Here is a 14,881-nt window from a genome sequence, read left to right on the forward strand (position 1 = left end):
ATTACCAATAGATTTCTGATAAAGTCAGGACTTACCTATTGACAGAAAATACCAAATATGGGTTATTGAAAAACCACATCTGTCGTAGGGGCGTACAGCTGTACGCCCCTACCCATGTATTTGTATCAGTTATTTTGATATAGCAATCCTATTTGATTTGTGAGAATTGAAAATCATAGATATCCGACTTCTTTGAAAAGTCGGGGATCTTGTACTTCACTAATGATTTAGAATTGTTAGAGTTATTATGGACACATAGAAATTTTATTTTTCAGCTAAGTATCTATCTTTAGAAATACAACAAATTGAAGAGGTAATTAAGTTTCGATGTAGATACAACAAAGATTACCTCTGTGTTTATTGAACGTGAGTTTGACGAATCAAAGCCGAAAGGTTTATTTAGAAATAATTCCTAAATTCAAAATGCACATTTAGTGTCAATTGAGATATTTTATTGAGAAAATTCTCGATAAATTAGCTTTTTTGGCTGTAAAAGGTGCGATATCTGACTACAAGTCCTCTTCGTCAATCCCAAAGGGTAACACAGCCGATTGCGTTGGACTAACCTTCTTTGACATTTAGATGTTTGAAGATATTCAAGCATCTGTGGGAATCAGCTAAGGAAGGTTACTTGACAAAGATTTGAGAGCTATTTTGCTGATCTAATTCACATTGTTGAATGTGGAAATATATCTGAGTGTTTGCACGCAAGTTGTGTAGGGTTGACTCCATGCGTAAACCAGTTCTGACGATTTTTTATCAATTTAATCCTTGGAACAGTAGTATAGGCGGAATTCAGACATTAATCAAAATGTTTATCAAATACGCACCCAAAGAATTTGAGGTGCGGCTTGTAGGAACAGGAGATGATAACTTTCAGCCTACTCAAAAGTGGCAAGCAGCAGAAATCGCAGGTAGAGAAATTAGTTTTTTACCTCTATTTTGCTTGAAAAATGATAACGTTAGAAGTCTAATTCCCACCACAATCAAGTATACGGCTGCCCTTTTAGGGCGTTATTTGTCCTCAGATTTTATGCACTTTCATCGGCTAGAACCAAGTTTGGCAGCTTGGAATTGGCAGGGAGAAAAAACTTTGTTTGTCCATAATGATATTCACACACAGATGCAAACTGTGGGTGAGCAAAAGGCGATTCTCTGGCGAAGATTTCCCGCAGGATATTTCGCTCTGGAAAGTTTACTAATTCGCCAATTTAGCGAAATTCTTTCATGCAATACTGATGCAACACAATTTTATCAACGGCGTTATCCTGATTTAAAAAATCGCGTTGCATACATCAAAAATTCCTTTGATGGTCAAATTTTTTATCCTTTGAGTCATTTACAACGGCAAGCTTCTCGACGGGAACTAACTATCAGGTTGGGTTTGGATGACGAAACACGTTTTATTTTATTTGCGGGTCGTTTGCATCCGCAAAAAGATCCCCTACTGTTAGTCCGTGGGTTCGCTGCTTTAAATCAACCGCAGAGTCATTTACTGATAGCAGGTGATGGAGAGTTAGCGACAGAAATATGTGAGGAAATTGCTCGGTTGGGATTATCTGGTCGGGTGACAATGTTGGGGGCAATTGGTATAGAAGAACTGGCGAAATTACATCGGATATGCGATGTTTTTGTCCTATGTAGTGCTTACGAAGGTCTACCTTTGGTAGTTTTGGAAGCGCTGGCTAGTGGGATACCAGTAGTCACCACTAGATGTGGTGAAACCCCAAAATTGTTAGCTGCTGACAATGGTGTTGTTTGTAAACAACGTACACCAGAATGTGTGGCAGATGCCTTACGCCAAGTAATACTGCATCCGGAAAATTATCCAAGTGCTTCCTGTGTGGCGACTGCAAAGCCTTATAGCGCTCACACTGTTATCGAGGATGTTTACAGCAAAATGCTAAGTCGTTGGAAGTTAGCAGGTTATTCAGTTAGTTGATAATACGATTTTGGATTTTGGATTTTGGATTGAGGATCACCTGATGTTGCATTTATTTTTCAACTTGTTATGACTCAAACAAACATTTTTTTTCAAAAAATAACTCATTGCCATGAAAATAGCCGTCATTGGTGTGAAAGGTTTACCTCCCAAACAAGGAGGAATTGAGCATTATTGTGCAGAAGTGTATCCTCGGATAATCGAACAAGGACACTGTGTTGATTTATTCGCTCGGTCTTCTAATACAAATTCTCCTTGGTTTGACCATTATGACTTTTGGGGTGTGCGAGTCATCTCCTTACCCAGTTGGGGTTTGCGTGGGGTTGATGCTTTTATGACCTCGGCACTGGGAGCGATCGCTGCTTGTGGTCAGCAATATGATATTGTTCATTTTCAGGCTTTAGGCCCATCTCTATTTACTTGTTTACCCAGAATTGCTAGCTCTACAAAGGTTGTAGTTACCTGTCACGGCTTAGACTGGCAACGCGCCAAGTGGGGTAATTTTTCTAGTCAGCTAATTCTTTTGGGCGAAAAAGCAGCTGTGCGCTTTGCCCAAGGGCTAGTTGTGGTGTCAAAAGACCTAAAATCTTACTTTCTGGAAACCTATAATCGAGAAACAGTCTACATCCCCAGCGCTCCCGCTAGCTACGGTGCTTCAGACCCCAAATTTTCCTACGTTACCTCTTTGGGTTTGACACCAGGGCGCTACATTCTGTTTTTAGGCAGACTTGTACCGGAAAAGCGTCCCGACTTGCTCATTGACGCTTTTTGTGCATTGAAACCAACTGGATGGAAACTCGTTCTGGCTGGAGGTGTCAGCGATACTAAATCTTTCAGTGCCAAGCTATTAGAAAAGGTTGCCAATCATCGAGATATCGTATTTGCAGGCGAACTCCAAAGAACTCGTCTTTGGGAAATTGTCCGGGGGGCGGGGTTGTTTGTCCTTCCTTCTGACGTGGAAGGACTACCTTTGGCAATGTTAGAAGCGATGCGGGAAGGTATACCGGTGCTGGCGAGTAACATTCCACCGCACCAGCAATTGATTAATGATAATCGGGGGATGCTTTTTAGAGCTGGAAACGTAGACTCTTGCGTACATTCCCTAAATTGGGCGATTAATCATCTAACTGAAATGGCGGCAATGGCTAAAAATGCACAAACATACGTGCAGTTTAACTACAGTTGGGATCACATTACTTCTGAAACCTTAAAACTATACACAACTATTCTGAATTCCTCTGAGCCAGTAGGGGTATCGGAGCCTAGTGTTCTGTCACGGGTGACGACTGACGCGGGGACGGGGAGACGCTCTGACGCGGGGACGCGGGGATGAGGAGGGGATGAGGGGGATGAGGGAGTAGGGGAGGTAGGGGGAGAAATAACCAATAGACTTCTTGCATAAATCAAAAAAAAGAACCCCACCCCGCCTTTGACTTACGTCAAAGTCTCCCCTCCCGAAGAGCGGGGTGGGGTGTTAGGGGACTTTTGCAAGAGACTTCATGAGTTGCACTCACAAGGAAAGAATGAAAATATCTCTTTCCCAGTCCCCAATCCCCAGTCCCCAGTCCCTATTTTTAAGGCAGGTCTAATGCCCAATGCCCCATGCCCCATGCCAATGCCCAATGCCCAATGACACAAAGGTATATGTAATGGAGAAAAGCGTTTCATCTTTAGTAGTGGTTTTGAAGCGGCGAAGTTTGCCGGCTTTGGCGATGTTTGTTGCTGTAATTGGGGGAGCGGTAGCCTACTTAGTATTGGCTCCAAGTTTGTATCGAGCATCAGCACAATTGATATTGGATGACAAACGGGTGAGTATTTCTGAGTTGGGACGCGACCTCACACAGGTACCTGTGGGTGTACCTGGTGGCCCTAGTCCATTAGCTGAGCAGGCAGAATTAGTCAAATCACTACCTATTTTAGAGCGATCGCTGGCTAAGGTTTTTCCTGTTTCTCAAAGCAAGTTGACAACTAAGAAATTTAGTAAAGGTTTGCGAGTGAAACTTGTCCCAGCGACGAATATCTTGGTTATCAGCTATCAAGCCCAAGACCCAATTCTGGCTGCTAAACTTGTCAACGCTGTTTCCCAAACAATGGTTGAGGAAAGTGCCGAACAAATCCGCAAAGAAGCTGCAAATGTCAGGAAATTTTTGCAAAAAGAGGTGCCTTTCGCCCGTCAGCGGCTGCAACAAGCAGAGGCTATGGAAAACAGATATAAACAAGCCAGTGGTCTGATCTCTTTTGCTGACCAAAGCAAAAGTTTAGTTGATAGTTTAGCCACTTTAGAAGACGAGGAGCGGACTTTAGTTGCCCAACTCCAAGAAACGCGATCGCGTGATGCATCCTTACGGAAAATTACTACTACTAGAAACCTCACCAATGCTTATGCATCTGTACGCGGTGGTCAAGATGAACAACTCCAGAAGTTACGCACCAAGTTGGCAGATTTGCAAACTCAGATAGCTACTGTGCGTTTGCGCTTCACAGAGAACCATCCAAGTTTGATATTGCTCCTACAACAACAGCAAGCTCTGAGTACCTTGTACAATCGGGAACTAGCTCGCCTTTCGCCTCGAAATCCAGCTATTTCCCCGAATCATGTTGCATCCGATCCTCTGAGTCAGGATCTGACTTCGGAACTGATTGGAAATGAGATTGAACGCTTGGCAGTGGAAAATAAGCTCAAAGCTGTTCAATCTTTAAAAGCTAATCTCCAGACTCGTTTAGCACAACTGCCAATTCAACAACAACCCCTGACTGTACTGACTCGCCAACGAGAAGAAGCAGCCGCATCTTTAAAGTTGCTGCAAACTAAACTCGAAGAAGCGCGGATTGCTGAAGCCCAATTAGTTGGCAATATCCGAATTATCGAAGAGGCTAAACCACCAACTTCTCCCACCTACCCCAAACCTTATCTAGTATTAGGGCTAGCTACTGTATTGGGAAGTATCTTAGCTGTTGGTGTAGTGTTGCTTTTGGAAGCAACAGACAATACCATCCACGATACTTCCGAAACCGAGGAAATACTGCCAAAAATTCCCTTGTTGGGCACATTACCGTCCCTGCCTACCAAAGCCCTCAACCTGCAACCAGCAGAAGGATTTTTAGACGATATTGCTTTGGTTGAGCCTTACCGAATGTTGCTCAAGACGCTAGAGTTTCGCAGTTCTAAAAAATTGCGGAGTATTGTGATTACTAGTACTAAATCTGGGGAAGGTAAATCAGTAGTTGTCTCGCACCTAGCTGCTGTTTGTGCGATGTTATCTCGACGAACCTTGATTGTGGATGCTGATTTACATCGGCCGATGCAGCACAACCTGTTTAACTTACCTGCCGAACCAGGGCTTAGCGATGCGATCGCTAAAGAGCGATCGCTACTAGATACCGTGCAAATTAGAGATATTGAAAACCTTTCGGTGCTGACTTGTGGCGAACTACACCCACGCCCCTCACAGTTACTAGAGTCGGAGGCGATGAAGTCGCTAATAGCAGATGCTATAGAACATTATGACTTTGTAATCATAGATACTCCACCTCTGAGTGTCAGTGCTGATGCAGCTACCTTGGGGCGCTATACCAATGGCGTTGTGTTGATTACACGTCCTAGTTTTACCCTCAAAGATATCCTGAAAAAAGCAGTATCAGAACTCACACAAAATCAAATACCAATTCTCGGAGTAGTAATCAATGGCATGACATCTCAAACTGAAAAATCTTACAGCTATTTATCGCGTCCTCTGAAACATTCAACTCCTCCAAGGGATACCGTCAATTCTGCAAACGGTTTGAAGTCGAAGTGATGATATGCAAGAAAATTCAGAAAATAGATCATTTGTAGAGACGCGATTCATCGCGTCTTAGCCCAACCATATGTTGCTTTCCTTGAAATCTGCTGTAGGGGCGTACAGCTGTACGCCCCCACCTATATCTATATATCTGTATCAGGTATTTCGTGAAATGGTATGAAGATATTGACTAATCAACGCTCGATGATACTGAGGATTGGGTTGATAGGTGTGGGGATTGGCTCACTCACAGCATTTGAGCCTCTTTATCTGGGGTTGGTGGTGGGCGCAATAGCGGTAGTTTTCTTATTCTTTGCCAGATTCGAGCAAACCGTACTCGGATTATTAATCTTGCGTAGTGCCCTCGATCCTTTCTCTGCTTACCAAATCCCTTCCCTATTCGCCATTGCTGTAGATGTCCTAACTTTACTTTATGTCGCAGTCACATTACTAACTGGTCGAATAGTACGTACTGATAAGTTTTGGTGGTTATTTGCAGGTTGGGTAGCTCTCCAGGGTTTAGGAGTAATACTCATACCTTTGGAAGAACAGGGGTTAGATGGTGGTGCTTTCCTAGACAGCATCCGCGAGTGGGTACGTCTTTTTTCTTGGCTGATGGTCTACTTGCTGGTGATGCAACTGCAAGACCGAATCCATCCCCAAAAGATTATTTCTGCATTATTTTTTGCTCTCATCTTGCCCCTGACGGTAGCAACAATCCAGATGCTTGTTCCCGTTTCGCTGCTACCAGCCATACTCCAAGCTACCAAAGACCCAATCTCTGGAGAAATTTCCCGAATTAATGGCACTCTTGGTCTGTCCAATACCTTCGCAACTTTTTTGTTGCTGTTCATTGGTTTAACTTATTGGAAAGTTAATCAGTCCCAGCGGCGTTGGCCTTGGCTAATATTGCTTGGTGTACTCGGCTTTTTCTATGTGAATACTAAAACTTTGTTTAGCTTGATGATGCTGGGTATTTTGATTATGGTTTTGATTGCGCCAAGATTGAGCCTGATTAATCTGATTGGTGGGGTATTTTTATTTGCGGTAGTTATAGTCTTATTTGGCAGCACCGAATTTGGGCAACAACGCCTCACTTCTCTAACTCAAACACCCCTGTTAAATCCAGATTTAGATATATCGCGGGCAATCATTTTGTCACACGGAGACGGCAATAGTTTTAACTGGCGGCTTGCTCAGTGGTCTTTACTTATACAGGCTTGGGAACAGTCACCTATTTTGGGATATGGTCTGGCGAGTAGCCGCTATTTAACTATTTACAATAACTACGCCCACAATGATTATGTCCGAGCGTTAGCAGAAGGCGGAATCTTTGGGCTTTTAGCTTTTCTATTCTTTCTTGGTCTTCAAGCTACACATTTGATTGAGTTACTTGGGCGGACTTCCTCTACTAGCGCTCAGCAAGACCTGTGTCGAGTATTGTTAGCTATCCTTGCAGCTGTGGTTGTCGGCATGATTAGTGAGAATATTTGGAGTCACACAACTTTCTTTTTCTACTGGTGGACTCTGTTTGCAGTTGCTGGTTGGAATTGGGAGTGGGGAGTGGGGGAGATGAGGGAGATGGGGGGATGAGGGGGATGAGGAAGATGAAGGAGTCAGAGATAAGAATTAATAATCAATCCCCAATTCCCAGTCCCCAATTCCCAGTCCCCACTCCCCACTCCCCACTCCCTTGCTATAAATGAACCTTTTATGATTCAGCGCTTGATTGATACTGACGATCGCCCCCAGATGACAGCACAACATCAACGATCCTATCGAGTGGTTTTAGTGCATCCGAGTGCGGGAGTTAACTGGAGTGGTGGCTCGGAGATTTTTGCCATAGAACTTGCCGATCGCCTCAGCACTTACTTCGATGTGGAATTATTAGCAGGCGATCGCTGTAGTCAGTTTTACTATCCAGCTGGTGGTATTGGCCGCACACAGGCGCGGCAGATTTTGAATAATTTAGCGATCGCTTCCCTATTGAAACGTTTTTTTACTCATTCTGATATTGCGATCGAACACTTGACAAGCTTTTTACCTTGTGCTTTTCGACTACTCACACACCCTGCTGACCTAATTTTTCCCTGCAACGATTATGGAGGCTTAGCGATGGCAGCCTTCGTCCGTACCCTGATTGGTACACCAATTATTTATACAGAACATACTGGATTGCTGAGTCAAGGGCGATCGCTTGCACGTAATTTGCGATTTCGTCCCGATCATCTCGTAGTTTTTTCGGAAACTATGGCGAATTTTGCCCGAACTTTACGACCCGATCAATCTACCACCATCATTCCTAACGGCGTAGATACCAACCGCTTTACACCAGAAGGAGAACATATAGACTTGGGTTTAAACAAACCTCTAGTTTTGTGCGTAGCTTCTCTCAATCGTCACAGTCACAAGCGTGTTGAACTGGCAATCAAAGCTGTAGCTTTGTTACCAAAAGTCAGTCTTCTGATTTGTGGAGATGGCATAGATCGAGAATACTTTCAATCCTTAGGCGAAAAGTTGTTGGGAAGCGATCGCTTTGCCATCAAAATCTTTCCCAGTAATCAGATGCCCAAAGTTTATCGAAGTGTCAATGCATTCACTTTGCCTTCGATTAATGAACCATGTGCTATTTCTTATTTGGAAGCAATGGCTAGTGGTTTACCAATAGTTACCACAGACGATGAAATGCGTCGCTATATGGTCGCAGATGCTGGAATTTTATGTGATGTCACAGACATAGAAAATTATGCTGCTGCTATTGCCAAAGTCTTGAGTGGAGATTGGCTGCAAAAAGCAACAATGAATGCCTCACGTTTTAGCTGGGATACTATTGCAATATCTTACCGTAATGTCATTTTACAGACAATTCTTCAGTCTGGAAAAATACACTGTAAAAATATCTAATTAACGAACCACTCCAGACCCAGAGTTCACAAAGCAAGAACCAGTTAATACTTTCCCCATTCCCCACCCCCCACTCCCCATTCCCCAATTATTATGTCAGTTTCTCGACGAATTGCTTTTGCAGTGAGTGTTTCTTGGCTAAGTCGAGTGTCAATAATTTGTTCAGGCTTAGTTTTGACTCCAACTCTCTTCCGATTTATGGGAAAAGAGGAACTAGGACTATGGTATTTATTAGGTAATAGCCAATCTTTTTTATGGTTGTTGTCTTTGGGAATTACGCCAACATTGACGCGGCATATAGCTTTGGCAAAAGGAAAAAGCGGCTTCGATCCAGAAGTAGAATTAACAGATGAGACTCAGCAACATATTGGAGATTTAGTAGTCACAGGTCGGTTAATTTTGCAATGGTTGGCAGTAGCTGTTTTCTTCATAGCGTGGATTTTGGGTTACGTTTTAATCAGTCAAATTCAGTTACATGAAGTGTCTCAAGAGCAAGTAATTTGGGCTTGGACATTAATGTGTGCTGGTTACGCGATCGCAGTTTGGTTATCTTACTTTGACTGCCTACTGGCGGGCATGGGATATGTTGGTTGGGATGGTCTGATTGCAGTATTAACCTATTTTTTAATTATCCTGAGTAACATGATTGCAGTCATGTTAGGGGGTGGATTATTAGCATTGGCAACAATTTCTGTAGTTGCTGGTTTAATCCAGCGGGTGATATTTATCACTGTTATTCGTTGGCGTTTTCCTAATTTATTGCTTTTTCAGGGTAATTGGAATATTCAATATGCCAAGGCACTATTTAAGCCCTCATTATATTGGTGGTTAACTGATTTGGGAGCATTTTTAATTTTACGCACCGATACTTATTTTATTGCGATATTTAAGGGTTCTCAAAATATTCCCAGTTATCAAGCTACTTATAATTTGATAGCTAATATTTCTCAAGCTGCTATTGCTTTTGCAGGTTCTTCAGCAGTTTTTATTAGTCAGGCATGGCAAGCCGGAAATTTAGCAGATATTCACCGAATGACTTTACGTAATGCACGCATAGGATTGTCAATTGTGGCTGCGGGAGTTGCATTTTTGATTGTGGCAGGTGGAGATTTTATCAAATTGTGGTTGGGTAAGGGTAACTTTGTTGGTCTTGATGTCTTGTTGATTTTTTGTATTATCCTGACCCTAGAAACGCAACATGTGATTCTGATAACAAGTTCACGAGCCACAGAAGATGAAAAGTATGCACCTTGGTCTTTAACTTCAGGTGTTCTGAATTTAGTATTTACCTGGGTTTTGATTAAACCTTTGGGGTTGCTTGGGGTAGCAATAGCAACAATGTTGGCACAGATGCTGACGAACAATTGGTATGCAGTCTATAGACCAATGGTGCGTTTGCGTCTCAACTTTGGCGTCTATTTACGTCAGGTAGTCGGTTTATGGGCTAGTGTCCTGGTATGCTGTTTGGGCTTGTCTTGGTTGGCGAAGAAAAGTCTGTTTCTGTTAGGAATAACTTCAGAATGGGCTGTAATTATAACTACCGCAGTAATTTGTGGAGCTGTTTTATCAACTTCACTGTGGACAAGTGTTTTAGAAGACCATCATCGTAGAAGTATTCAGGGAAAGCTAAAAGCTTGGCTGAGGCTGTCTGAATTTTAAAATGATCAAATCTTAGACTGTAATAGTACTGTGGCTATCTGTAACTGATAGTAAATATGGTTACTAAGTCCTGAGATCGTTCTCTAATTTGTGTATATGGGTAAATATTTATATTTTTATAAATAATAGTTAAGAAAAGATAAAATCATCTGAAACTTGGATAAGTAGTTGTAGTTTTATAAAGTATAATTAAGAAAAAGATAAACAAATCTAAGCAGTAACGTAGGCTAAATTTGCCTCGAACAATATCCGAAAAGGATAAAGTTCTAATTGTTTTAGATCAGAGACTATCGCTATCCTGTACATGCAAATAACTTGCAGGTCAGGAGAGAAAGCAGCAAAAGTGTAAATTTCCGAGTTGAAGAGGCAAATAAAGGCGTGGGTCAGCATCAACCTGCTCAGCTAGAACGCTACAATCCAGACGCGATCGCTCGCTACTATGGTTACCGTCCCTGGCTAGCCTGGGGGCGATTGCTGAAAATTATCTGGTCTTTCGCAGGATTTATACTCAGTATAAAGTTGGATGAATGGCAAGATAAAGTTGAGCAGAACCAGGTAAAACGAGCTATCCACCTGCGAAAACTGCTCACAGGTCTGGGGCCTACTTTTATAAAAGTTGGTCAAGCCCTTTCCACCAGACCTGACCTGATACGTAAAAATTTTTTAGAAGAACTGGTGAAGTTGCAAGACCAGTTACCACCATTCGATAATGCGATCGCTTACCAAATTATCGAAACGGAACTAGACCGACCCATTCACGACTGTTTTAGTGAGCTGTCACCCAACCCAGTAGCTGCGGCTAGCTTGGGTCAAGTATACCGTGGTCGTTTGGTCACTGGGGAAGAAGTCGCAGTCAAAGTGCAACGCCCCAACTTACGCCCGGTTCTCACACGCGACTTATATTTGATGCGGTGGGCGGCGAGTTGGCTAGCTCCTTGGTTACCCCTCAATCTGGGTCACGACCTGACTTTAATTGTGGACGAGTTTGGCACCAAGTTATTTGAAGAAATTGACTATATTAATGAAGGCCGCAACGCCGAAAAATTTGCTAGCAACTTCCATAACGACCCGCAGGTAAAAGTCCCAGGGATTTACTGGCGTTATACCAACACCCACGTTTTAACCCTGGAATGGATTAACGGCTTCAAGCTAACAGACACCCAACGCATCCGGGAAGCAGGTTTAGACCCAGAAACCATCATCCAAATTGGCGTTACCTCAGGTTTGCAACAGTTGTTAGAACACGGGTTCTTCCATGCAGACCCCCATCCTGGTAATTTGTTTGCTATGCCCGATGGTCGCATGGCTTACATAGACTTTGGCATGATGGATCAATTGGAGGAAACCACCAAGGAAACACTAGTAGATGCACTAGTGCATTTGGTGAATAAAGACTACACCGATTTAGCCGAAGACTTTGTAAAATTGGGGTTTTTGACTCCAGACACAAATATTTGCCCGATTGTACCCGCATTAGAAGCGGTGTTGGGAAATGCGATCGGTAAAAACGTCGGGGATTTTAACTTCAAAACGATCACCGATGACTTCTCGGAACTGATGTATGAATATCCTTTTCGAGTTCCGGCGAAGTTTGCTTTAATTATTCGTTCCCTGGTGACTCAAGAAGGTATTGCTCTCTCGCTCAACCGGGATTTCAAAATCGTCGAGGTGGGTTATCCATATATAGCACGGCGATTGCTGACGGGAGAATCGCCTGCATTGCGGCGACGACTATTGAATGTGCTATTTAAAGATGGTAAATTCCAGTGGCAGCGGTTAGAAAACTTAATTATGATCGCTCGTACTGATGGCAACTTTGATGTCGTACCCACAGCCCAAATGGGATTCCAATATTTGATGTCCGAAGAAGGCAAATTTCTCCGGCGACAGCTAGTGCTTGCTCTCACCGAAGATGACCGCCTGCACACCGAAGAAGTCCAACGCCTGTGGAACCTGGTTAAAGATGACTTAAAACCAGATCGTTTATTAAATGTGGCGATCGGTATTTTAACAGAATTATCCAGAGAAGGCGCGGCTGCCATCTTACCAAAAGCTACATTCCTTGGATCTTTTGTTGGAAACCAATCAGGAACTAAAAACTAAAAAATTTTAATAAGAATTCAGGAGTCAGGAGTCAGAATTCAGAATGAATTATGTCACTGATTTATTCAGAATTCTGAATTCTGAATTCTGAATTCTTTTTTTTAATATCAACCAGGAGTTTCCATGTACTATTTCCCCTTGCAACCCCCTTACTTTCTCTTAATTGCTGGCTTTCTGGCAGCATTAACATCTGGCATAGCATTATCTGGGACTTTGAAAGTAATTGTACAGAAATGGCCAAGCGAGCCTACAGAAAATACTAAACCGCGTTCTCCATTGAAACAATTATTTGTGCCATTTCTGGGCATAACTGCTGGTATTTGTTTATTTATGTCTTCAGGCTTGGAAATATTTGGCTTTCCTTACTTGCTAGCTTTAGGAGTTGGTTTACCAATTAGTCTGCTGACTTGTTTGTTAGTGTGGTTGCAATTGGGAAGTATGCTCGTTTTTATCGAACGCGAAGGAATGCAATCTCTAGATTTAGATGCCGAGGGATGATGTAGAAGAGACCTCTTGCATAAATAAGTTTTTATCTCACGCAAAGGCGCATTCGGCGAAGCCGTTCCCGTTCGCGTAGCGTCTCCGTTCGCGCAGCGTCTCCGAAAGGAGAAGGAGAAGGGTAGGCGGAAAGAATAAGGTAAAAATAAGGACTTTTGCAAGAAGTCTAAGGAACAAGGAGGGCGATCGACGATTAGTTTCACCTCCAAGGTCATCCTGAAGGGCTAGCGAGTCACCAATGACCTAGAAATTGCAAATCCCTCTTAGCGCGGGCTAGAGAGGGATTTTTGGTATTGGGTATTTGGTATTGGGTTTTTTGACCGTGCCAATTTTAGATTTTAGATTTTAGATTATTTCGGTACTCCTTTCCTGCGGAACGCTACGCGAACCCAGAAGCAAGCTACATGCCCCGCCCGTTCGCGTAGCGTCTCGTAGAGAAGTCAAGCGGAACAAATCCAAAATCCAAAATTGTTTGACTGCTAGGTTAAATTATTTGCTTTCTCAACTGCGTTCTTTAGCTCTTCAAAGGTAATACTACCGTCTTCGTCTGAATCATACTGTACTAGTAACTCCTGGGGGCTACTGGTATTTGTTTCTGATGAGACGATTGCACTTAAGCCAGGACTTAAAAAAAGATCATTAATGGAGACTTTGCCGTCTTGATCGTTATCTAAGGTATTAAAAAGAGATTGAAGCTCTTGCTCGGTTGCCATAAATTTCTACCTGAATTAGTTTTTCAATTTAATATCTCATTAATATGTCAACATTAAACAAACTTATATCCTTAGACGTAGAAACAGATATCGCTGCGGCTTAGATCAGGTGTACGCTGTGATACAAGGTCTACATCTGACCGAAGACAAAAGGGATACAGAGCCAATAAATTCATTTATGAACAATGTAAAAACAATTGTGCCGCGATGCGTCAGCACACAGCCCAAAAGTCCTTACTCATCTTTATTTAGTAATTCTATCTTTGAAATTGCGGTAGTTTAGCTTAAAATTGTTGATTTTTTGCTGGATAAAACTGGTAGTAGATTTTTGCAGAAGTGTTAATTGACTTGGGCGCGTAAAGGTTTGAGGGCGTTTTTCAGGTGATTTTAAATAGCGATAGTATAAGAAAACGTCGCGGTAAGGAATATCAACATCTTCACCTGCACAAAGCCGCGTAAAATTTGACGAAGATACACTCATATAGTGAAGATATGTTATGGGTGTTTCCTCAGCGTAAAGGATATTATCTACAACATTAAATTTAGAAGCCCAATGACAACCCGTACCGCCGTCATAATTGGCGTAGTTATAGTAAGAAATTCCACTTTTTAAAACTAAATAATTAAGAACTGTTTGGTCGGAATCTGCCCATGCGAGTGCATCAGCTTCACCTGCTTCTAAATTTTCTAAGATATTTGCTAAAGTAGTAGCATCAAAAATCTTCTTTTTAGAAGCAAACCAACCAGAACAAAAAATGCGATCGCTAATATTTTCTTGATGAAAAATTTCTTGGAGTTTGTCTTCTGTCCAATCAAAAATGTACTTCAAATCTGATTTATATTGAAAGTCATTCGTAACCCAATCATATTGATCTAACTTCTGATAAACATCATCTAGTGGTTTCATCAACAGGGTGTCTCCATCAAAGAAGATAAACTTGTCAAATGGGCCATCTAAACAACAAAGTTTTCTATGTCTTTCTATACGAAAATTCTCTGATAAGCCATATTCTCTCCAGAGTTTTAATGCTCTTGGATGAGCTTTCCAGATACGAGTACCAAATTCTTCCCAGCGAGCTATTGAAGCATAATCTTCAAATAAAGTGACATTATCTCTAGCTGCTATCTCTGCCTTTACTTTGTCTAGCTGCTCATTATATGGAATTACACAAACAGGAATTTTTCTACCTGCATTAGCTTCTATACTGTTGAGCAAAGCAACTAGTTGATCGTAAACGACATCATTGGCTAGGGTATAAATACCATCAATCATCGGGGTA

10 protein-coding genes are annotated in these 14,881 nt (G+C 42.2%); 8 read left to right on the top strand and 2 right to left on the bottom strand.

Annotated features, from left to right (window positions below):
• Window positions 1–730 precede the first annotated feature (730 nt).
• The 8 genes from IQ276_RS26935 (at window position 731) to IQ276_RS26970 (ending at window position 12,888) form a co-directional block, all read left to right on the top strand.
• Window positions 731–1,942 (top strand): glycosyltransferase, encoded by a 1,212-nt coding sequence (locus IQ276_RS26935; RefSeq protein ID WP_193922414.1) that lies wholly within the window; start codon window positions 731–733, stop codon window positions 1,940–1,942.
• Between the two features lie 112 nt (window positions 1,943–2,054).
• Window positions 2,055–3,275: a glycosyltransferase family 4 protein gene (locus tag IQ276_RS26940; RefSeq protein WP_235116009.1), complete on the top strand. Its 1,221-nt coding sequence runs from the start codon at window positions 2,055–2,057 to the stop codon at window positions 3,273–3,275.
• Window positions 3,276–3,591: 316 nt separating this feature from the next.
• Window positions 3,592–5,739: a GumC family protein gene (locus IQ276_RS26945; protein ID WP_193924106.1), complete on the top strand. Its 2,148-nt coding sequence runs from the start codon at window positions 3,592–3,594 to the stop codon at window positions 5,737–5,739.
• Window positions 5,740–5,907: 168 nt separating this feature from the next.
• Window positions 5,908–7,317: an O-antigen ligase family protein gene (locus IQ276_RS26950; protein ID WP_235116346.1), complete on the top strand. Its 1,410-nt coding sequence runs from the start codon at window positions 5,908–5,910 to the stop codon at window positions 7,315–7,317.
• A gap of 120 nt (window positions 7,318–7,437) precedes the next feature.
• Entirely contained in the window at window positions 7,438–8,628 is a 1,191-nt protein-coding gene (locus IQ276_RS26955) for a glycosyltransferase (RefSeq protein ID WP_235116010.1), read from the top strand.
• Window positions 8,629–8,721: 93 nt separating this feature from the next.
• Window positions 8,722–10,287: a lipopolysaccharide biosynthesis protein gene (locus IQ276_RS26960; RefSeq protein ID WP_235116011.1), complete on the top strand. Its 1,566-nt coding sequence runs from the start codon at window positions 8,722–8,724 to the stop codon at window positions 10,285–10,287.
• Between the two features lie 378 nt (window positions 10,288–10,665).
• Complete coding sequence (locus IQ276_RS26965) at window positions 10,666–12,390, top strand: ABC1 kinase family protein (RefSeq protein WP_193917382.1); 1,725 nt, start codon at window positions 10,666–10,668, stop codon at window positions 12,388–12,390.
• Between the two features lie 123 nt (window positions 12,391–12,513).
• Window positions 12,514–12,888 (top strand): hypothetical protein, encoded by a 375-nt coding sequence (locus IQ276_RS26970; RefSeq protein WP_193917380.1) that lies wholly within the window; start codon window positions 12,514–12,516, stop codon window positions 12,886–12,888.
• A gap of 479 nt (window positions 12,889–13,367) precedes the next feature.
• Here IQ276_RS26970 and IQ276_RS26975 read toward each other — a convergent pair whose 3' ends face one another.
• Both IQ276_RS26975 and IQ276_RS26980 read right to left on the bottom strand, forming a co-directional pair.
• Window positions 13,368–13,601 (bottom strand): EF-hand domain-containing protein, encoded by a 234-nt coding sequence (locus IQ276_RS26975; protein ID WP_193917378.1) that lies wholly within the window; start codon window positions 13,599–13,601, stop codon window positions 13,368–13,370.
• Window positions 13,602–13,845: 244 nt separating this feature from the next.
• On the bottom strand, window positions 13,846–14,874 hold the full coding sequence (locus IQ276_RS26980; protein WP_193917376.1) for an Npun_R2821/Npun_R2822 family protein: 1,029 nt from the start codon (window positions 14,872–14,874) through the stop codon (window positions 13,846–13,848).
• Window positions 14,875–14,881: the final 7 nt, after the last annotated feature.

Origin of the sequence: Desmonostoc muscorum LEGE 12446, from assembly GCF_015207005.2 — a bacterium.
Lineage (GTDB): Bacteria > Cyanobacteriota > Cyanobacteriia > Cyanobacteriales > Nostocaceae > Nostoc > Nostoc muscorum.

Bases quoted from the DNA above. Each gene is read 5' to 3' on its own strand.
- IQ276_RS26975 (WP_193917378.1), bottom strand. From the start codon at position 13,601: ATGGCAACCGAGCAAGAGCTTCAATCTCTTTTTAATACCTTAGATAAC.
- IQ276_RS26940 (WP_235116009.1), top strand. From the start codon at position 2,055: ATGAAAATAGCCGTCATTGGTGTGAAAGGTTTACCTCCCAAACAAGGA.
- IQ276_RS26955 (WP_235116010.1), top strand. From the start codon at position 7,438: ATGATTCAGCGCTTGATTGATACTGACGATCGCCCCCAGATGACAGCA.
- IQ276_RS26980 (WP_193917376.1), bottom strand. From the start codon at position 14,874: ATGATTGATGGTATTTATACCCTAGCCAATGATGTCGTTTACGATCAA.
- IQ276_RS26960 (WP_235116011.1), top strand. From the start codon at position 8,722: ATGTCAGTTTCTCGACGAATTGCTTTTGCAGTGAGTGTTTCTTGGCTA.
- IQ276_RS26935 (WP_193922414.1), top strand. From the start codon at position 731: ATGCGTAAACCAGTTCTGACGATTTTTTATCAATTTAATCCTTGGAAC.
- IQ276_RS26945 (WP_193924106.1), top strand. From the start codon at position 3,592: ATGGAGAAAAGCGTTTCATCTTTAGTAGTGGTTTTGAAGCGGCGAAGT.
- IQ276_RS26970 (WP_193917380.1), top strand. From the start codon at position 12,514: ATGTACTATTTCCCCTTGCAACCCCCTTACTTTCTCTTAATTGCTGGC.